Source organism: Pseudomonas sp. HN11, assembly GCF_021390155.1.
Taxonomy (GTDB): Bacteria; Pseudomonadota; Gammaproteobacteria; order Pseudomonadales; family Pseudomonadaceae; genus Aquipseudomonas.
Genome location: NZ_CP089985.1, coordinates 1998716 through 2017857, shown reverse-complemented (window position 1 = coordinate 2017857; position 19142 = coordinate 1998716). Strand labels below are relative to the sequence as shown.

General features: G+C 61.7%; 22 protein-coding genes. 16 read left to right on the top strand and 6 right to left on the bottom strand.

From position 1 onward, the window contains the following. Nucleotide 1: 1 nt before the first annotated feature. Together LVW35_RS09370 and LVW35_RS09365 are read right to left on the bottom strand one after the other, a co-directional pair. Nucleotides 2-1162, bottom strand: coding sequence for a cysteine desulfurase family protein (locus LVW35_RS09370; protein WP_233895000.1), 1161 nt, complete (start codon nucleotides 1160-1162; stop codon nucleotides 2-4). 233 nt (nucleotides 1163-1395) lie between these two features. After that, nucleotides 1396-1665, bottom strand: a complete 270-nt coding sequence (locus LVW35_RS09365; RefSeq protein WP_233894998.1) for a hypothetical protein — start codon at nucleotides 1663-1665, stop codon at nucleotides 1396-1398. A 400-nt stretch (nucleotides 1666-2065) separates the two neighbouring features. Here LVW35_RS09365 and msuE point away from each other — a divergent pair, with 400 nt between their 5' ends. The 4 genes from msuE to LVW35_RS09345 are packed head-to-tail and all read left to right on the top strand — an operon-like array spanning nucleotide 2066 to nucleotide 6136. Beyond that, complete coding sequence (msuE, locus tag LVW35_RS09360) at nucleotides 2066-2629, top strand: FMN reductase (protein WP_233894996.1); 564 nt, start codon at nucleotides 2066-2068, stop codon at nucleotides 2627-2629. A 9-nt stretch (nucleotides 2630-2638) separates the two neighbouring features. Continuing rightward, nucleotides 2639-3778 carry an FMNH2-dependent alkanesulfonate monooxygenase gene (ssuD, locus tag LVW35_RS09355; RefSeq protein WP_233894995.1) on the top strand — a complete coding sequence of 380 codons (1140 nt, stop codon included), beginning with the start codon at nucleotides 2639-2641 and terminating at the stop codon, nucleotides 3776-3778. Nucleotides 3779-3833: 55 nt separating this feature from the next. After that, nucleotides 3834-5021, top strand: coding sequence for an acyl-CoA dehydrogenase family protein (locus LVW35_RS09350; protein ID WP_233894993.1), 1188 nt, complete (start codon nucleotides 3834-3836; stop codon nucleotides 5019-5021). 11 nt (nucleotides 5022-5032) lie between these two features. After that, complete coding sequence (locus LVW35_RS09345) at nucleotides 5033-6136, top strand: sigma-54 interaction domain-containing protein (protein ID WP_233894992.1); 1104 nt, start codon at nucleotides 5033-5035, stop codon at nucleotides 6134-6136. Here LVW35_RS09345 and LVW35_RS09340 read toward each other — a convergent pair. After that, nucleotides 6125-6490 carry an antibiotic biosynthesis monooxygenase gene (locus tag LVW35_RS09340; RefSeq protein ID WP_233894991.1) on the bottom strand — a complete coding sequence of 122 codons (366 nt, stop codon included), beginning with the start codon at nucleotides 6488-6490 and terminating at the stop codon, nucleotides 6125-6127. The genes LVW35_RS09345 and LVW35_RS09340 overlap by 12 nt on opposite strands. 100 nt (nucleotides 6491-6590) lie before the next feature. Between LVW35_RS09340 and soxR the strand changes: the two genes are divergently transcribed. The 4 genes from soxR to LVW35_RS09320 all read left to right on the top strand — a co-directional run bounded on the left by soxR (nucleotide 6591) and on the right by LVW35_RS09320 (nucleotide 9696). After that, nucleotides 6591-7040, top strand: coding sequence for a redox-sensitive transcriptional activator SoxR (soxR, locus tag LVW35_RS09335; protein ID WP_233894990.1), 450 nt, complete (start codon nucleotides 6591-6593; stop codon nucleotides 7038-7040). Between the two features lie 99 nt (nucleotides 7041-7139). Continuing rightward, nucleotides 7140-7598: a VOC family protein gene (locus tag LVW35_RS09330; protein ID WP_233894989.1), complete on the top strand. Its 459-nt coding sequence runs from the start codon at nucleotides 7140-7142 to the stop codon at nucleotides 7596-7598. A gap of 253 nt (nucleotides 7599-7851) precedes the next feature. After that, nucleotides 7852-8727, top strand: coding sequence for an alpha/beta fold hydrolase (locus tag LVW35_RS09325; RefSeq protein ID WP_233894988.1), 876 nt, complete (start codon nucleotides 7852-7854; stop codon nucleotides 8725-8727). A 54-nt stretch (nucleotides 8728-8781) separates the two neighbouring features. After that, complete coding sequence (locus LVW35_RS09320) at nucleotides 8782-9696, top strand: LysR substrate-binding domain-containing protein (protein ID WP_233894987.1); 915 nt, start codon at nucleotides 8782-8784, stop codon at nucleotides 9694-9696. Here LVW35_RS09320 and leuD read toward each other — a convergent pair. Beyond that, nucleotides 9693-10307, bottom strand: a complete 615-nt coding sequence (leuD, locus tag LVW35_RS09315; protein WP_233894986.1) for a 3-isopropylmalate dehydratase small subunit — start codon at nucleotides 10305-10307, stop codon at nucleotides 9693-9695. The genes LVW35_RS09320 and leuD overlap by 4 nt on opposite strands. Further along, nucleotides 10304-11722 carry a 3-isopropylmalate dehydratase large subunit gene (gene leuC / locus LVW35_RS09310; RefSeq protein ID WP_233894984.1) on the bottom strand — a complete coding sequence of 473 codons (1419 nt, stop codon included), beginning with the start codon at nucleotides 11720-11722 and terminating at the stop codon, nucleotides 10304-10306. Before leuC ends, leuD begins: the two co-directional genes overlap by 4 nt. A gap of 270 nt (nucleotides 11723-11992) precedes the next feature. On the opposite strand from leuC, the gene LVW35_RS09305 reads away from it, so the two are divergent. Genes LVW35_RS09305 through LVW35_RS09270 form a run of 8 tightly spaced genes read left to right on the top strand, consistent with a single transcriptional unit; the run spans nucleotide 11993 to nucleotide 18104 of the window. Further along, nucleotides 11993-13195 carry a PepSY-associated TM helix domain-containing protein gene (locus LVW35_RS09305; RefSeq protein WP_233894983.1) on the top strand — a complete coding sequence of 401 codons (1203 nt, stop codon included), beginning with the start codon at nucleotides 11993-11995 and terminating at the stop codon, nucleotides 13193-13195. Beyond that, nucleotides 13192-13728, top strand: coding sequence for a thiamine pyrophosphate-binding protein (locus tag LVW35_RS09300; protein ID WP_233894981.1), 537 nt, complete (start codon nucleotides 13192-13194; stop codon nucleotides 13726-13728). Before LVW35_RS09305 ends, LVW35_RS09300 begins: the two co-directional genes overlap by 4 nt. After that, entirely contained in the window at nucleotides 13725-14054 is a 330-nt protein-coding gene (locus tag LVW35_RS09295) for a hypothetical protein (RefSeq protein WP_442799631.1), read from the top strand. Before LVW35_RS09300 ends, LVW35_RS09295 begins: the two co-directional genes overlap by 4 nt. Further along, a complete protein-coding gene (locus LVW35_RS09290; RefSeq protein WP_233894979.1) occupies nucleotides 14051-14611 on the top strand; it encodes a DUF6162 family protein in 561 nt (186 codons plus the stop codon). The genes LVW35_RS09295 and LVW35_RS09290 overlap by 4 nt, the downstream gene beginning before the upstream one ends. A gap of 19 nt (nucleotides 14612-14630) precedes the next feature. Further along, a complete protein-coding gene (locus tag LVW35_RS09285; RefSeq protein ID WP_233894977.1) occupies nucleotides 14631-15551 on the top strand; it encodes a metal ABC transporter substrate-binding protein in 921 nt (306 codons plus the stop codon). Beyond that, nucleotides 15548-16294: a metal ABC transporter ATP-binding protein gene (locus tag LVW35_RS09280; RefSeq protein WP_233894975.1), complete on the top strand. Its 747-nt coding sequence runs from the start codon at nucleotides 15548-15550 to the stop codon at nucleotides 16292-16294. Before LVW35_RS09285 ends, LVW35_RS09280 begins: the two co-directional genes overlap by 4 nt. Further along, on the top strand, nucleotides 16291-17190 hold the full coding sequence (locus tag LVW35_RS09275; RefSeq protein WP_010211603.1) for a metal ABC transporter permease: 900 nt from the start codon (nucleotides 16291-16293) through the stop codon (nucleotides 17188-17190). The genes LVW35_RS09280 and LVW35_RS09275 overlap by 4 nt, the downstream gene beginning before the upstream one ends. Next, complete coding sequence (locus LVW35_RS09270) at nucleotides 17190-18104, top strand: metal ABC transporter solute-binding protein, Zn/Mn family (protein ID WP_233894973.1); 915 nt, start codon at nucleotides 17190-17192, stop codon at nucleotides 18102-18104. The genes LVW35_RS09275 and LVW35_RS09270 overlap by 1 nt, the downstream gene beginning before the upstream one ends. Here the strand turns inward: LVW35_RS09270 and LVW35_RS09265 are convergent. Next, a complete protein-coding gene (locus LVW35_RS09265) occupies nucleotides 18085-18810 on the bottom strand; it encodes a UTRA domain-containing protein (protein WP_233894971.1) in 726 nt (241 codons plus the stop codon). The genes LVW35_RS09270 and LVW35_RS09265 overlap by 20 nt on opposite strands. Nucleotides 18811-19142: the final 332 nt, after the last annotated feature.

Genomic DNA, 19142 nt, shown 5'->3' with positions numbered 1-19142 from the left:
ATCAGACCGCCCAGAACGCGGGTGCACTGGTCAAGGCCGCCTTGATCAAATGCACCGCTTGGTCGATATCCTGCTCGGTGGTAAACCGGCCCAGGCTCAAGCGAATGGTGCGACCGGCGCTGCGTGCATCATGGCCCAAAGCGAGCAGCACATGGGACGGCGCATTGCTCGCCGAGTTGCAAGCCGAGGTCGCGGAAAATGCGATGCCCGCACTTAACGCAGCGGCGTTGAATTCGCCTTCGCCAAACGTCAGGCTCAGGGTATGTGGAATCCGTTGTGTCGCGCTGCCATTGAGGCGCACGCCCGCCACCGACTCCAATTGATCCAGCAGACGCTGACGCAAGGCGACGATCACCGCCTTTTCTTCAGCAAAAGACGCCGCCGCCAGGGCAAATGCGGTGCCCATACCTGCAATCTGATGGGTCGCCAGGGTGCCGGAGCGCAGGCCGCCTTCGTGGCCGCCACCGTGAATCTGGGCCGACACCTTCTGCTTTGCCCGTGGCCCGACATACAACGCGCCGATCCCTTTGGGGCCATACAGCTTGTGGGCCGAAAACGACATCAAGTCCACCGGCCACTGCGCCAGGTCGATCACCACCTTGCCCGCGCCCTGCGCGGCATCCACATGCAACAACGCGCCGTGTTCACGCACCCGCGCGCCAATGGCCGGGATGTCATTGAGGGTGCCCAGTTCATTGTTCACCAGCATCAGCGAGACCAAGAACGTGTCTTCGCGCAAAGCGTCGCTGACCGCCTCGGCACTGATCAACCCATCGGCATCCGGCACCAGGTAGGTGACGGCCACGCCGGCTTCCTGCAGTTGCCGCGCGGTATCCAGCGTGGCCTTGTGTTCGATCTGGCTGGTGATGATATGCCCACCCGCCACACCCCGCGCCTGGGCCACGCCCTTGATTGCAAGGTTATTGGATTCGGTGGCGCCGGAGGTCCAGACGATTTGCTCGGGGTCGGCACCGACCAGCTCGGCCACCTGGCGACGCGCCTGCTCGACCGTGTGCCGGGCCGCCTGGCCGAACGCATGGGAGCTGGACGCTGGGTTACCGAAATTGGCATTGAAGCCCAGACACTCGACCATCACCTGGATGACCCGCTCATCCACCGGTGTGGTGGCGGCGTAGTCGAAATACAGCGGACGTTTATTCATGACGTTAAAAACTCGCAGAGCAGGTTCCCGAGAGCAGCGTCTCAGGGGGCACGGACCGGGACAAAGGTCGTCAGGTTTAACCGATCGAATGCCATTAAAGAAAGACCACTTTATGTAAATGTGCGTAGGAACGCTCCTGAAATTCAGCTTAACAGGCTGAAGTCGCACCATGGAAAACAAAAAGCCCGAGGTTCCTAGGGAAAACCTCGGGCTTTTTGCCGCCATTCGCAGGCTCAACTGGGACGACCATGTAGGGTTACGCTGCGTTCGGCGTTCATTTCGCCCTGGCGATCAAAGCCGAAAGGCTTCTGTGGCTGGCCGGTCAGTGCGGCGCGCTGCTGTTGGTATTCATCAAACGACAAACCACGACGGCTCAATGCTTCCAGGGCCAACTGTTTGGTTTCTTCCGCCGTGTAGGGACGCAATTCAGGTGAAGGATGGTTCGCACATCCGGCGAGGACTGAGCTGACAATCAATAAGGAAACAGCGAAAAATCGGTTCATGGCGGTGGCCCTGCAAAGGAGGTTTAGAGTCAATGAACACAGGCTACTCCCGGCCCCACACGGTGAAAAATCACCTGCCGTGATAGTCGCTATCAACCGCCAATGCTCCTGCGATAGCGCCACCCGTATATTCCATTAAGATCTATAAATATTTAAATACGTTTATTTACGGAATAAATACAACCCTCTATAACGGGTGCTACACCGCATCGACACTGTTGCCCACGCAACTGTTGCCGACGCAACAGCCATTCAACAATTCTTCAGTCAAACAACCGCGACATTATTCGGCAGTAAGCCTGCAACCCACGCCAATCAAGGCTTGCGCCCGTTGGTATGGCTCTTGCTCAACAGGCTGCACTCCACTCGCCCTGCACCCCTGTTGAAAAAGGAACTGTTTATGACCCGTCCCCTGAATGTCGTTGCCGTCTCCGGCGGAACCTGGCGCCCGTCACGTACCTTGGTGCTGACCCAAGCGGTGCTCACCGAACTGGCCACATTGCTGCCGATCCAGACCAGCCTGATTGAACTGGGCGACATTGCCAGGCCTCTGGGAGGTGCGCTGTCCCGTGACGAACTGCCGGCTGACGTCGAATCCCAACTGATTGCCATCGAACAGGCGGACCTGCTGATTGTCGCCGCGCCGGTCTATCGCGGTTCCTACCCTGGCCTGCTCAAACATCTGTTCGACCTGATCGGCCTCAACGCCCTGATCAACACGCCGGTACTGCTCGCCGCCACCGGCGGCAGCGAACGTCACGCACTGGTACTCGATCACCAACTGCGTCCGTTGTTCAGCTTTTTCCAGGCATTGACCTTGCCGATTGGTGTGTACGCCACCGAAGCCGACTTCACCGACTACAAAATCACCAGTGAATTATTAAAAGCCCGTATTCAACTGGCGGCAGAACGTGCAGCGCCTTTGTTTGCAGCGCACTCCCCCTCTCTGCTGAAAATCGCTTAAGGATTAGCCATGGATGTTTTCTGGTTTTTGCCAACACATGGCGACGGTCATTACCTGGGCACTACCCAAGGTGCACGGCCGGTCACCCTCAATTATCTGAAACAAGTCGCCCAGGCGGCCGACAGCCTGGGTTACCACGGCGTACTGATTCCTACCGGGCGTTCGTGCGAAGACTCCTGGGTCATCGCCTCGGCACTGGTGCCGCTGACCGAACGCCTGCGTTACCTGGTGGCGATTCGTCCGGGCATCATTTCGCCGACTGTCTCGGCACGCATGGCGGCAACCCTGGATCGTCTGTCCAACGGCCGCTTGCTGATCAACGTGGTGACCGGCGGCGACCCCGATGAAAACCGTGGCGACGGCAGCTTCCTTGATCACAGTGAACGTTACGAAGTCTCCGATGAATTCCTACAGATCTGGCGCCGCGTATTGCAGGGCGAATCGGTAGATTTAGAAGGCAAACACCTACGTGTGCAGAACGCCAAGGCGCTTTACCCACCAGTGCAGAAGCCTTATCCACCGTTGTATTTCGGCGGATCGTCCGACGCCGCCCACGACCTCGCCGCCGAGCAGGTCGATGTATACCTGACCTGGGGCGAGCCGCCCGCCGCCGTCGCGGAAAAACTTGCGGATGTGCGCGCGCGCGCGGCACGCCACGGCCGCACGGTGAAATTCGGCATTCGTCTGCATGTGATCGTGCGCGAAACCGACGAGGACGCCTGGAAAGCCGCCGACAAACTGATCGAACACATCAGCGACGAAACCATCGCCGCCGCGCAAAAATCCTTCTCGCGTTTTGACTCCGAAGGCCAGCGCCGCATGGCCGCCCTGCACGACGGGCGCCGCGACAACCTGGAAATCGCCCCCAACCTGTGGGCTGGCGTCGGTCTGGTGCGCGGCGGTGCAGGCACTGCATTGGTAGGCAACCCCCAGCAAGTCGCCGAGCGCATCAAGGAATACGCCGACTTGGGAATCGAGAGTTTCATCTTCTCCGGCTATCCGCACCTGGAAGAAGCCTATCGTTTCGCCGAGCTGGTGTTCCCGTTGCTGCCGGAACCCTACGCCAGCCTGGCCGGGCGCGGCATCACCAACCTCACTGGCCCGTTTGGCGAAATGATTGCGAACGATGTACTGCCAGCCAAGGCCTGATTGGCTGAGCAGCGGGAACGGCCCTGGCCGTTCCCGCCTATAAAGAGGAAACCCCGTGACAGCCAAACCCCACAGCGTCCTGCCCTCCCCCTTGCAGACCGCCAGACTGCTGGCCGCCGACTTCGCCCTCACCGCCGTCGAGCGCGACGAACGCGGCGGCACGCCCAAAACCGAACGCGACGCCTTGCGCCACAGCGGCCTGCTGGCCCTGAGCATCCCCAGCCAATACGGCGGCCTCGGCGCACGTTGGAGCGATACCCTGGGGATCGTGCGCGAATTCGCCAAGGTCGACAGCTCCATCGCCCACGTCTTCGGCTTTCACCACCTGATGCTCGCCACCGTGCGCCTGTTTGCGCGCCCGGACCAATGGCAGCCCTGGTTCGAACAGACCGCGCGTAAAAACTGGTTCTGGGGCAACGCCCTCAACCCGCTGGACACTCGCACCGTGGTCAAGGATTTCGGCGGCTGGCGCGAGTTCTCCGGCAAAAAGAGCTTCTGCTCCGGCGCCAGCGACTCGGAGATGCTGATCGCCTCGGCAGTGGATGAAACCGCCGGCGGCAAGTTGCTGATCGCTGCGATCCCCAGCGGGCGCAGCGGCATCACCTTGCACAATGACTGGAACAATATCGGCCAGCGCCAGACCGACAGCGGCAGCGCCAGCTTCGAACGGGTGCGCGTCGAAGAATCCGAATTGCTGCTCGATCCCGGCCCGCTGAGTACGCCCTTTGCCTGCCTGCGTCCGCTCATCGCGCAGTTGACCTTCACTCACATGTTTCTTGGCATTGCCGAAGGCGCCTTTGAGGAGGCGCGCAATTACACCCTGACCGAAACCCGTGTCTGGCATAAGTCCTCGGCTGAAGACGTGCGCCAAGACCCCTACGTGCTGCATCACTACGGTGAGTTCTGGGTCGCCCTGGAAGGGATTCGCCTGCTGGTGGAGCGCGCCACCGGGCTGCTCGACCAAGCCTGGGCCAAGGGCCCGAACCTCAGCGAAACCGAGCGCGGCCAACTCGCCATTGCCATTGCTACCGCCAAGGTGGCCGCCACCCGCCAGGGCCTGGACCTGTGCAGCCGGTTGTTCGAAGTCACCGGCGCGCGCTCCACCCACGCCTCGCTACGCCTGGACCGCCACTGGCGCAACCTGCGCACGCAGACCCTGCACGATCCGGTGGACTACAAACTCCACGAACTGGGGGATTGGGCGTTGAACCAATCCCTGCCGCTTCCAACGTTCTATTCCTAAGAGAGGTGCCCATGCAGCTGTTGACCCTACCGCCCTCGCCCGCTCTCGCGACGTCGATCCGCGCCACGGCCCAGGTCTTCGAGGACCCGAAATCCCAGGCACTGCTCGACCACATCCAGCAAGTGGCGCCCAGCGAAGCCAGTGTGCTGATCATCGGCGAGACCGGCACTGGCAAAGAGCTGGTAGCGCGCCATATCCATAACCTCAGTGCGCGGCGCAACCGGCCGTTTGTGGCGGTAAACTGCGGGGCATTCTCCGAATCCCTGGTGGAAGCCGAGCTGTTCGGCCATGAAAAAGGCGCCTTCACCGGCGCTCTCAGTGCCAAGGCCGGTTGGTTCGAGGAAGCCGACGGCGGCACTCTGTTCCTGGATGAGATCGGCGATTTGCCGATGGCGATCCAGGTCAAGTTGCTGCGCGTCCTACAGGAGCGTGAAGTCGTACGCCTGGGTTCGCGTAAGAGCATTCCGATTGATGTGCGCGTATTGGCTGCAACCAACGTGCAACTGGAAAAGGCTATCAACGCCGGGCACTTCCGTGAAGACCTCTACTACCGCCTCGACGTGGTCAGCCTGGAACTCAGCCCGTTGCGCGATCGCCCCGGCGATATCCTGCCGCTGACCCGACACTTCATCGAAGCCTACAGCCAGCGCCTGGGCTACGGTCCTATCACCATCAGCCGCGAGGCCGAGCAAAAGCTCAAGAGCTACAGCTGGCCGGGCAATATCCGCGAGCTGGAGAACGTGATTCATCACACGCTGTTGATCTGCCGTAACGGTGTGATCGAACGGGACGATTTGCGCCTGTCGAACATGCGCATCGAGCGCCAGGACGACAGCCAGCGTGGCCTCGACAACAGTGCCGAGGCCTTGCTCGCGCGCGCCTTCCAAAAGCTGTTCGAGGAACAGGCCGGCGCCCTGCACGAAAAGGTCGAAGACACCCTGCTACGCGCCGCCTATCGTTTCAGTCATTACAACCAGGTGCACACCGCCAACCTGCTGGGCTTGAGCCGCAACGTCACGCGTACGCGCCTGATCAAGATCGGCGAACTGGCAGTGAACAAGCGCCGCCCCGGTGAAAACGTGCAAGGCGAGCGCATGCTGCATTTATCCATTTAGGCGGCAGTGCAACGCATTGTCATGGCTGCGCTCGAAACTGCGCAGCACCTGGAACGAACCGAAGGTCACCGCCGTGGCCTGGTGGGCGCGGATCAGCGTCCAGAAATCTTCCTCGCCATGCTCAAAGCACTGGAACGCCGCCTCGCCGTCTTCACGCGAGCGCCATTGCAGGTAATTAAGTACCCGCCGTCCGTCATCGCTGACCTGCACACTTGCATTGATGAAACCGCCGTGGCCTTGGGCCAGGCGTTCACTCTGGGTGGTCAAGGCCGCCACCAGGGCGACTTGTTGCCGGGGCTCGATCTGAAATTCGATCAATTGAGTGAAGCTGCGATTTTTCTCTGATACCTGCATGAACACTCCCCTTTCTCTGTAGGCAGAATCTTGCGATTCGATGCCGCGCAGGGTAAAACCTCTAGTTAAGTCAAGGTCAAGTGCTTATCTGGAGTTTTTCATGCTCAACAAGGAACTCACTGTCGGCCAATTGGCCGCACGCAGTGGCGTGGCGGTCACGGCGCTGCACTTCTACGAGACGAAGGGGCTGATCAAGAGCAATCGCAATGCCGGTAACCAGCGACGTTACCCACGGGATGTGCTGCGGCGTGTGGTGGTGATCAAGATCGCTCAACGCCTGGGCATTCCGCTGGCGACGATTGGCGAGACGTTGCAGACATTGCCGGAGGGGCGCACGCCCAACGCCCAGGATTGGGAGCGTTTGTCGGCGTTGTGGCGGGAAGACCTGGATGAGCGCATCAACAAGCTGATGCTGCTGCGCGACAAGCTCAGTGGCTGTATTGGGTGCGGATGCTTGTCGCTGGAGGCGTGCCCATTGCGCAATCAGGATGATCAGCTCGGTGAACGCGGGCCCGGTGCACAGTTGTTAGAACCGACACCCCATGCATGACATACGAACCCAACACCTCGTCGGCTGCCCACAGGCCACACGGAACGTGGCCTATAGTGAAAAGGCCGTGTCTCTGCAACCCTAATCAAGGAGAGCGATATGAGCGTTAAACCTATTCCCGAGGGCTACGCCAGCATCACGCCTTATATGGGCATCAACAAAGCCAGTGAAGCCATCGAGTTCTACAAAAAAGCCTTCGGCGCCATCCAGGTCATGCGCCTGGACATGCCCGATGGCAAAGTCGGCCATGCCGAACTGCGCATTGGCGACTCGGCGATCATGCTGGGCACCCCCTGCGATGAAATGGCTCTGCGCAATCCGGATGAACACACCAGTGTCGGTTTGCACCTGTATGTGAACGATGTCGACGCGCAATTCAAACAAGCCGTTGCCGCAGGCGCCAGCGTAGTGTCCGAGCCCAAGGACCAGTTCTACGGCGACCGCTCCGCCAGCGTGAAAGATCCATTCGGGCATATGTGGTTCCTGGCGACCCACAAGGAAGACCTCACCGAAGCGCAGATCCGCGAACGCGCCGAAGCGATGTTCAAACAAAGCTGAGATCGCCAGAACAGTACATATTAACTGTGGGAGCGGGCTTGCTCGCGAAGGCGGCCTCTCAGACATGAATCCGGTGACTGACACTCCGCATTCGCGAGCAAGCCCGCTCCCACAGTTGATCTCCACTGCTTGAAGGATCGTGCAGTAACTGACGGCTCCTACACACTTCATGAACAGCCCCTCCACGTTTTCGGCCTTGCCCCGAACGCCGCGTGATTCCACGATGCAAGTACTCATCACAAGGAGTCATTCCATGTTCGCCGGATTCAAAAAAGACAAATGCCACGTCAACGGCGTGGATATCAGCTACCGCAAAGGCGGTACAGGTCCCGGCCTGCTCTTGCTGCACGGGCACCCGCAAACCCACGTCATCTGGCACAAAATCGCCGAGCAACTGGCCGAACACTTCACCGTCGTGGCGGCCGATCTGCGCGGTTATGGCGACAGCAGCAAGCCACCGGCCAATGACCATCACACACATTATTCGAAACGGGAAATGGCCCAGGATGGCTTCGAGCTCATGAAGGCCCTGGGATTCGAGCAGTTCTCGGTCCTGGCCCACGATCGTGGCGCCCGTGTGGCCCATCGCCTGGCGCTGGATCACCCCGGCGCCGTGCAACGCATGGTGCTGCTGGACATCGCCCCCACCCTGTCGATGTACGCGCAGACCGACGAAGCCTTCGCCCGCGCCTACTGGCACTGGTTCTTCCTGATCCGCCCAGCGCCATTGCCGGAAGCCTTGATCGAAAGCAACCCGGAGCTGTACCTGCGCAGTGTGATGGGCAGCCGCAGTGCCGGGCTCCAGCCGTTCACCGACGAGGCCTTCGCCGAATACCTGCGCTGCCTGAAACTGCCGGGCGCCGCCACCGGCATCTGCGAAGACTACCGTGCCGCTGCCGGTATCGACCTTGAGCACGACCAGGCGGACATCGACACCGGTCGTCACCTGAACCTGCCGCTGCTGGTGATGTGGGGCGCCGAAGGCACCGTCGGCCGCTGTTTCGAGCCGCTCAAGGAATGGCAGAAAGTCGCCACTGATGTGCGCGGCAAGGCCCTGCCAGCCGGCCATTACATCGCAGAAGAAACCCCTGAATTGTTGCTGGGCGAAGTCCTGAGCTTCCTGCGCTGAGCCGCGATCAGCGCAATGCTATTCTGGCGGCTCATACCGCCAGCCCTGTTTCTGATGACGAATAAGAACGATACCGTGCCCCTACCCGAAGACCTGCGGGTGTTCCTGACCGTGATCCGCAAGGCCGGCTTCGCGGCGGCAGCCGATGAGCTGGGCTTGTCGCCGGCCTATGTCAGCAAGCGCATCCAGATCCTCGAAACCACCCTGGCCACCCGCCTGCTGCACCGCACCAGCCGGCGCATCGCCCTCACCGAAGACGGCGAACGAGTGCAGCGCTGGGCCGTGCGCATCCTGGAAGACTTCCAGCAACTCACCGATGAACTCTCCGACGCCCGTGACAGCCCCCGTGGCCGCCTGCACCTGTGCAGCAGCTTCGGCTTCGGTCGCAACCATGTGGCGCCTGCCCTGTCGTTGCTGGCGGAACAGTACCCGGATCTGGAGATCCGCCTGGACCTGTTCGACCGCGTGGTGGACATCGTCAGCGAAGGCTTCGATCTGGAGATCCGCGTGGGCGACGACATCCCCGGCCAGCACATCGGCCGCCGGCTGGTGAGCAACCGCCGCGTGCTGTGCGCCGCTCCGGCTTACCTGCAGCGCCGCGGCACGCCGCAGCAATTGAGCGACCTGGAACAGCACGACTGCCTGGTGATCAAGGAGCGCGATAACGCGTTTGGCATCTGGAACCTGGAACACGACGGCGCCCAGGAGAGCGTGCGCGTACGCGGGCCGCTGTCGTCGAACAACGGCGAGATCGTATTGCAGTGGGCATTGGATGGGCGCGGGATGTTGCTGCGCTCGATGTGGGATGTGAAGCCGTTATTGGAACAAGGCAAGCTGGTGCAGGTGCTGCACGGCTATACCCAGAGCGCCAACGTGTGGGCAGTGTATCCGACACGGTTGGCGTATTCCGGGAAGCTGCGCGCCTGCGTGGAATTTTTACAGGAGCATTTCAAAGGGTTATCGATTTAGCTCAGCCAGGGATTGGCTGCCAGGTGCTGTTGCTCGAAAGCCTTGATCTGTTCACTGCGTTGCAAGGTACTGCCGATGGCGTCCAGGCCCAGCAGCAACGCAGTCTTGCGCAACGTATCAATCTGGAACGGGATCACCTCGCCGCCCGCCAAGCGAATCGCCTGGGCTTCAAGGTCCACGCTGATCTGCGCCTGATTCGCCTGGCTGACCGTCTTGCCCAGCCCCTGCGACACCCCCTCGTCCAAGGTGATCAACAACACCCCGTTGCGCTGGCAGTTGTCATAGAAAATCCCGGCAAAGCTGCTGCCGATCAACGCGCGGATGCCCATTTGCTTCAAGCCCCACACCGCATGTTCACGGCTGGAACCGCACCCGAAGTTCGGCCCCACCACCATGAAGCTCGCACCCTGCCAGGCCGGCTGGTTCAGCACGAACTCGGGGTTGGGCTCGCCGGACGGCAAGAAGCGCAGGTCGAAGAACAGCCCACGGTCCAGGCCGCTGCGGTCGATGCCCTTGAGGAATTGCTTGGGCATGATCACGTCGGTGTCGATGTTGGCCGCCAGCATCGGCGCGGCCTTGCCGGTGACCAGGGTGAAGGGTTGCAGGCTCATGGGCGCGCTCCAAAATGGCGGATATCAGTGAGGCGGCCAGTAATGGCAGCAGCGGCGACCATCGCCGGGCTCATCAGGTGGGTGCGTGCGCCCGCGCCCTGGCGGCCTTCGAAGTTGCGGTTGGTGCTGGAGGCGCAGCGGTCGCCGGGGGTCAGCACGTCGTCGTTCATCGCCAGGCACATCGAGCAGCCGGACTGGCGCCACTCAAAGCCGGCGTCGATAAAAATCGCCGCCAGCCCTTCGGCTTCGGCCTGGTCGCGGACCTCGGTGGAGCCGGGCACGATCATGGCGCGCACATGGTCGGCCACGTGTTTGCCGCGCACCACGCTGGCGGCGTCGCGCAGGTCTTCGATGCGGGCGTTGGTGCAGGAACCGATGAAGGCGTGGCTGATGACGATCTCGCTCAGCGGCATGCCGGCTTCCAGGCCCATGTAGTTGAGGGCGCGGCGCATATCCTGGCGCAGGATCAGGTCGCTGACGTCCAGCGGGTCGGGCACGCGGGCGCCGATGGGGGCGGCCTGGTCGGGGCTGGTGCCCCAGGTGACCATGGGTTCCAAGGTGGTGGCGTCGAGTTGCACCTCCCGGTCGAACACCGCGTCGTTATCGGTGTGGAGTTTTCGCCACTCCAACAGTGCTTTTTCCCACAGCTCGCCTTGCGGTGCGCGTGGTTTTCCCTTGAGGTAGGCGAAGACTTTTTCGTCCGGCGCCATGAACGCCCCCCGCGCACCGGCTTCCACCGCCATGTTGCAGATGGTCATGCGCGCCTCGACGCTCAGCGCGTCGATGGTGGAGCCGCGAAATTCAATGGCATAGCCCGTTGCGCCGGACGCGCCGATCTTGCCGATCAGCGCCATGATCACGTCTTTTGAGGTCAAACCCGGGGCCAGGTCACCGTCTACCGTCACCCGCATAGTTTTCAGACGTTTGTAGACCAGCGTCTGGGAAGCCAGCAGGTGTTCGATTTCCGAGGTGCCGATGCCAAAACCGAAGGCACCGAGGGCGCCGTAGGTAGTGGTGTGGCTGTCACCGGCAGCAATCACCATGCCCGGCAGGATGAAACCCTGTTCCGGCGCAATCACGTGTTCGATGCCCTGGCGCTTGTCGAGGATGTCCAGCAGCTCGATACCGAAGTCCCGGCAGTTTTCCGCCAGGTACGACACTTGCCGCGCACCGCCTGCATCGGGCATCGCCGCAATGCGCTGGGGTGTGGTGGGGTTTACATGGTCGACCACGGCCAACGCTGTGCCGGGGCGCCACACCGTGCGCCCGGCTTCGCGCAAACCACTGAAGGCTTGAGGGCTGGTGTATTCGTTGATCACCTGGCGGTCTATATAAAGCAGGACATGCCCCTGATCATCCAGGGGGCACACTGTGTGGGAGTCGATGTGTTTGTCGTAGAGGGTTCTGGCAGTCATTTTTAAGGCTCGCTCAACGGTATGAGCCCATCCTACGCAGCGCCCGAGCCCCATCAATGCCGCTTGAGTGATGGCTTTGAACATGTTTCGTGTTCGATCGAGGCGTTTAAGCGGCCTGAATGTGAGCCTGAAACATTTTCTTTCATATCCGGCTTAGGGATTTCTCATTCTCATCCGTCTTAACTTAGATACAGCCTGTCGCGTCAGCAAAAGCTACGACTGGCCTTTTCCGGGCCTTCACTGCCCCCTCCGATCAAGACCCTCATTCACATGTCGAAGAAGTCACGCTCCAAACTCTGGTTTCTCGTGCATAGCTGGTTGGCCTTGCCCATCTGGTTCTTTGTACTGATCGTCTGCGTCACCGGCACCCTGGCGGTGGTCAGCCAGGAGATCGTCTGGCTGGCCAACCCGGATATCCGTGCAAGCAAGCCGACGGATGACGCTCAACCGCTGAGCTTTGACCAGGTGATCGCCGCCATCAAGCGCGACGAACCCCAGGTGATCGTCCGCTCGATCATCCGTCCCGACGAGTCACACTTTGCACTGAGTGTCGGCCTGAGCTACCCCGACGGGCGCTCGGTCGAGGCCTATGCCAACCCCTACACCGGCGCGATCCAGGGCATCAGCCCGTCGTTCAACTTCCAGCAATTCACGCGTGCACTTCACGGGTGGTGGCTAGTGCCGTTTACCAATGGCTACAGTTGGGGCTGGTACCTGGTGTCGCTCCTCGGTTTGCCACTGTTGGCATCACTCGTCACCGGGTTGGTGGTGTACAAGCGCTTCTGGAAAGGGTTTTTCCGACCAACCCTGCGTATCCGCCACGGCGCGCGGATCTTCTGGGGCGACTTCCACCGCCTGAGCGGCATCTGGTCGATCTGGTTTATCGCGGTCATCTCGATCACCGGCACCTGGTTCCTGATCCAGGCAATCCTGGGGGACAACCAGATTTCCATCTCCAGCGAACCGATTGTCCCGGTGATTGCCCGTGAGAAAGTGCCTACCTCCGCCCCTGGCGTACCGGCCCCCATGATCCCTCTGGACGAAGCCATCAAGATCGCGACCCAACGCATTCCCGGCCTGGATGCCACCTTTGCCTTCCTGCCGCTCAACGCCTATAGCCATCTACAGATTGGCGGTCGGGGCTGGTACCCACTGATGTTCCAGACCGCGCAACTCAACCCCTATAGCGGCGAAATCGCTGTCTCGCACCTGCTCTCCGACCGCACCACCCTGGAGTTCGTCACCGAGTCCATGCGCCCGCTGCATACCGGCGACTTCGGCGGCCTGTGGATCAAGCTGATCTGGGCATTTTTCGGCCTGGTGCTGAGCATGATGGTGTTGAGCGGCCTGTTGATCTGGACCAAGCGTACCGCCCTGGCCACTCTCAATGCCCTGAAGCGTGAGGCCAAGACCCAACAAAAACCCGTTTCCATCCCGGCCAGACAGGCTGAAACCTCGGAGGCCAACCCATGAGCAAGGTCGCTGCTGCCAAGCCTTCACCGTTGCGGGCCTTCTGGTTGAAATGGCGTTTCCACATCAACGTGCTGTTGCTGCTGGTGCCCCTGGGCTTCATGCCTAAATACTTCGCCGATGCTGCGCTGTTTCGCGGTGACGCCGGCATCGGCGAGCGGGTCGCGGGCGAGGTGCAGGTCGGGCCCTGGAGCCTGACCCTCGCGGAATTTCGCAATGAAGGACCGACCCCCGACCCGGCCGGCCCGATGAAGTTTTTCAACGCCGCCCTGTGCGACATCTGCGCCGACCAGGTCAAGGCCACCTACCTGCGTATCGGCAAGCCGCGCAGCCTGCGCGCTGCCGGGGTGATCTTCTTCGGCACGCCTTATCGTATGGGCGCCGCCCTGCCGATTCCTGAACGCACCCCGGCCGACGCCGAAGTGTGGATTACCATGGAAGGCTGGGACGGCAGCATGCACCAGGGTTCCATCCCGTTGAGCCAGGCCTCGCCTGCCACTATTGCCTGGCTGAACAAGCAAGGAGTTAAACCATGACTTTGATGCGCATGACCCGCACCTGTGTCGTCCTGTTGGCCTGCGCCGGTTTCAGTACCGTCGCCCTGGCCCACAACCCGATGTGCGAGTGCAAGGAAATCCCCGGCGAGCAGATCCAGTGCAAAGGCGGCTTTTCGGACGGCAGCGGCGCACCCGGTGTGACCCTGGACGTGATCGGCTACGACGAAACCATCCTGATGCCCGGCAAGCTGGGTGAGGATTCGACCTTGACCTTCAAGAAGCCATCCGCCGAGTTCTACGTGCTGTTCGATGCGGGTCCCGGCCATGTGGTGGAAATCGACCAAGCGGATATCCAGCCGCAATGACGACCACACAGGTTGTACGCCCGGCCGGTGCCGGTCACGAAACCCTCTACGTGCTGCTGTTGTGCCTGATCATCCTCGCGGTGGCCGGCTCGGTGATAGCGCTGCACGGAGAATCACAGGAAGTCGCGGCGGTGCCCAGCCACCAATTGGACGCGCGCCGCGACCTGAGCGCCGCCGAGCAAGGCATCTACGCCGACCTGCGAGTGACCCTGGATGAAATCCAGCTGTTGCAGCAGGAGCAAAGCGCGCTACCCAGCCCGGCGCAACTGGCCGAAGAAGGCTTCGCACCGTTTGCCCAGGACGCCAGTTCGGTCAGCCGTGGCGATCATCGCTGGCAGTTGCTGGAACCCTCGGCCTATCTGGGCTTGAGCCAGGCACCCGGCACCAGCGGCTCGCTGCTGATGCGCGTGCACGGTCCCGAGCCGGATATCTGGCTCAATCGCCAGGCCAACCTCGCCGCCCCCTCCGACCTCTCTGACCAGGCGTTGATCGCAGCCGGCTGGCAGCAGGTGGTCGCGCAATTCGATGCCGGCGTCACCCGCCAGCACCGTCACTGAACGAGAAGACCGATTGCTCATGTCTATTTCATCTCCCCTGTTGCGCCTGTTGCTGGTCAGCCTGTTCAGCCTGATGCTCGCTCCATTGGCCAATGCCGAAGCGGCCAAGCGCTTGCGTATCGGCATCACCCTGCACCCTTATTACAGCTATGTAGCCAATATCGTCGGCGACAAGGCCGAGGTGGTGCCACTGATTCCGGCCGGCTTCAACCCGCATGCCTATGAGCCACGCGCCGAAGACATCAAGCGCATCGGCACCCTGGACGTGATCGTGCTCAACGGCGTCGGCCACGATGATTTCGCCGACCGCATGATCGCCACCAGCGAACGTCCGGACATCCCGGTGATCGAGGCCAACGCCAATGTGCCGCTGCTGGCCGCCACCGGGAACGCCGCGCGCGGTGCGGGCAAGGTGGTCAACCCGCATACCTTCCTGTCGATCAGTGCGTCGATTGCCCAGGTCAACAACATCGCCCGCGAGCTGGGCAAGCTCGACCCGGACAACGCCAAGACCTACACACAGAACGCCCGCGCCTACGGCAAACGCCTGCGCCAGATGCGCGCCGATGCCTTGGCCAAGTTGACCAGTGCACCCAACCCGGACTTGCGCGTAGCCACTGTGCACGCGGCCTATGATTACCTGCTGCGCGAATTCGGTCTGGAAGTCACCGCCGTGGTCGAACCGGCCCATGGCATCGAGCCTAGCCCGAGCCAGTTGAAGAAAACCATCGATGAACTGCGCGCCCTGGACGTGAAGGTGATCTTCTCGGAGATGGACTTCCCGTCCACCTACGTCGACACCATCCAGCGCGAGTCGGGCGTCAAGCTGTACCCGCTGTCGCATATTTCCTACGGTGAATACAGCGCCGAGAAGTACGAAGTAGAGATGACCGGCAATCTCGACACGGTGGTGCGAGCGATTCAGGAGTCGGAGGCATGACGGCGGCGGAACAACTGAATGCGGTCAGCCTCGGCCCGCTGCTTGAGTTCGACAAGGTGGCGCTGACCCTGGGCCGTACCGTGATCCTCGATGACGTGAGTTTCCAGGTCCAACCGGGCAGCATCCATGCCCTGGTCGGCCCCAACGGCGGCGGCAAAAGCTCGCTGATCAAGACCCTGCTTGGGCAAACCCCTCACCAGGGGCGCTTGAGCCTGCACTGGCCAGCAGCGCCCGGCACCATCGGTTATGTGCCCCAGGCGCTGGAGTTCGACCGTGGCTTGCCGATGACCGTGGATGATTTCATGGCCGCCATGTGCCAACGACGTCCGGCGTTTCTGGGCCTGTCCAAGCATTACGCCGGCGCAATTGGCGATGCGCTGGAGCGCGTGGGCATGCAGCACAAACGCAAGCGGCGCATGGGCGCGCTGTCCGGCGGTGAACGCCAGCGCGTGCTACTGGCCCAGGGGCTGATTCCGGCGCCACAGCTGCTGGTGCTGGACGAACCGATGTCGGCGCTTGATGAAGCCGGAATCCAGGTGTTCGAGCGCCTGCTCAATGACTGGCGCCTGGCCGGGATGACTGTGCTGTGGATCGAGCACGATCTGGAGGCCGTAGGCCGCCTGGCCGACCGCGTCACCGGCCTGAACCGCCGCGTGCTGTTCGACGCCACGCCCAAGGAAGCGCTGACCCCGGATCGTCTGCTGACCCTGTTCTCCACCCACCCTCGGAGCCCAGCGCAATGAGTTATGAAGCCTTTCGCTTGATGGTCCAGGGCTGGGCCTCTTCCGGTTATCTGCCGGAGGCGCTGGCCTACGGTTTTGTGGTCAATGCCCTGCTCGCCGGCCTGTTGATCGGCCCGGTGCTGGGCGGCCTGGGCACGCTGGTGGTGGTCAAGCGCTTCGCGTTTTTCTCCGAAGCGGTCGGCCACGCCGCGCTGACCGGCGTGGCGGTGGGCATTCTGTTGGGTGAACCCTACACCGGTCCGTATGGCGCGTTGTTCGGCTACTGCCTGCTGTTCGGTATCCTGCTCAACTACCTGCGCAACCGCACCGGCCTCGCGCCGGATACCTTGATCGGCGTGTTCCTGTCGGTGTCCCTGGCGTTGGGGGCTAGCCTGCTGCTGATCCTGGCGGGCAAGATCAACGTGCACATCCTCGAGAACGTGCTGTTCGGCTCGGTGTTGACGGTCAACGGCAACGACCTGCTGGTGCTGGCGGTTGTCGGCTCGCTGGTGATGGCCCTGGCGCTACCGCTGTACAACCGCATCATGCTGGCCAGTTTCAATCCGCAATTGGCGGCGGTGCGCGGTGTGGCGGTGAAGACCCTGGACTATCTGTTCGTGATCCTGGTGACGCTGATCACCGTCGCGGCGGTCAAGGTCATCGGCGCCATCCTGGTCGGCGCGCTGCTGGTGATTCCGGCGGCGGCGGCGCGTCTGCTGAGCCAGTCGCTCAAGGGCTTCTTCTGGGTTTCTGTCGCGATTGCCACCGTCAGCACCCTCTGCGGGATCCTGCTGCCGATCATTTTTGACCTGCCGGTGCCGTCCGGCGCCGCAATCATACTGGTCGCCGGTATCGCCTTCGCCCTGGCCGCCATCGCGCGCGGCACGGTGCCCAGCCTTAAAGGGAATCTTGGATAATGCGCTTCGTTCTTCGTCCTCTGGCGCTGGCCATCGCCTGTCTGTTCACCACGCCATTGATGGCGGCTGAAGCGACCAAACCGGCCGCCCATGCGGCAAAACCGGTCAAAGTGCTGGCCTCGTTGCCGATCACCTATGGTCTGGCTGACGTGCTGCTCAAAGGCACCGACGTACAGCTTGAGCGCGCCGCGCCGGCCAACTTGCCGGGTTCGCGGCAAGTGTCCTACTTCACCGGCCGTGGCGCCCCCGCGCTGAATAAGTTGGCGCTGGACGCCGACGCCGCCATCGGCCTGCGCTCGCTGTGGGCCGACGACCCGCTGTACCCGGTGGCGCGGCGCAGCAATATCCGCATCGTCGAAGTCGATGCCGCACGCCCGGTGGACGGCGGTCTGCCCGGCATCGCGGTGCAGCCGGGCGTCGCCGATGGTTTGAACAGCCAGCCATGGCAGTCGAGCAACAACATGGGACGCATGGCCGATGTGCTGGCCGCCGACCTGAGCCGCCTCGCCCCCACCGCCAAGCCGAGGGTCGACGCCAACCTCGCCGCCCTCAAACAGCGCCTGCTCAAGCTCACCGCCGACAGCGAAACACGATTGGCCAAGGCGGATAACCTGAGCGTGGTCAGCTTGAGTGACCACTTCGCGTACCTGGTCAGCAGTTTGAACCTGGAAGTGCTCAGCACCGACGCACGGCCCGACGCGGATTGGACGCCTGAGGCGTTGCAGAAACTGACTGCCGAATTGAAGGACAACGAGGTCGCGGTGGTGCTGCACCATCGCCGGCCGAGTGACGCGGTGAAGGCGGCTATCACTGCCGGAAGTTCAACGCTGTTGGTGTTGAATGTGGACGGTGCCGAACCGGTGACAGAACTGGAGACCAATGTGGATCAGGTGATCAAGGCGCTGACCCCGTAACATCCACACCGACATGAATGGCATCATGCCGCCAGAACTCCAGGTCGCAGTCGATCAACCGCTGGTGCTGGTCATAATTGACCCGGGCGATCCGCAAACCCGGGCTGCCCACCGACACGCGCAGCGCGGCGGCGGCTTCCACCGGCAGTGAGGTCGGCACGATTTCAAAGCGCACCCGCCCGTAGTGCAGGTCGTACTTGCGCGCATACAACTCAGTCATCGACTGATTCAAATCACACGCCAGAATCCCCGGGAAATACTGCGGGTTCAGGTAGTGCTCCACATACAGCACCAAGCGCCCGTCAATCCGCCGGCCCCGGCAGATCTGGATCACGCTGGACAGTGCCGGCAGCTGCAACCACGCACACACCGCCGCCGAGGCCGGTTGCAGCCGCGCGGAAATCACTTCTGTGGAAGCCACCCGCCCCTGATCGCTGACCATCGCGTGAAAATGGCTGCGTTGCATCAGGTTGTAGGCCAGTCGTGGCGGCGAGACAAACCAGCCACGCCGCTCCTCGCGATAGATCTGGCCCTGGGCCTCCAGTTGTAACAAGGCTTCCCGCACCGTAATCCGAGTGGTACCAAACAACTCGCTGAGTTTGCGCTCGGCGGGAAGTTTGCTGGCAGGCCGCAACAAACCGTGGTCAATCTGCTCTTGCAGCGCCAGGCCAATGGATGTCACCGCCTTGATTGCCTCATCACGCATCAACGTTACCTATCTGGACTAGACCAGCACCGACAAGGTGCATAAACCGCTGCGCAATCGGGCTGTACGACTAAATGCCAGCCTAGGCATTGCAGATGACCGACAGATGACAGTCCATGTCGATCCCTCGCAGCACACCCTGCAATACATCGGCCAAGTCCAATCAATGCGGGCACTTGGACATGGTCTACGCTCATTCTGAACTTAGCGACATCTGCGCTTTGAAAACGACATCGACATGAAACTGTCATCCATCGTGTCTAGATTGGCTCAGGTATTGCTCTGACCTAGACCAACAACACCGTAGAAAAAACCGCCGCGTTGAAAACGCC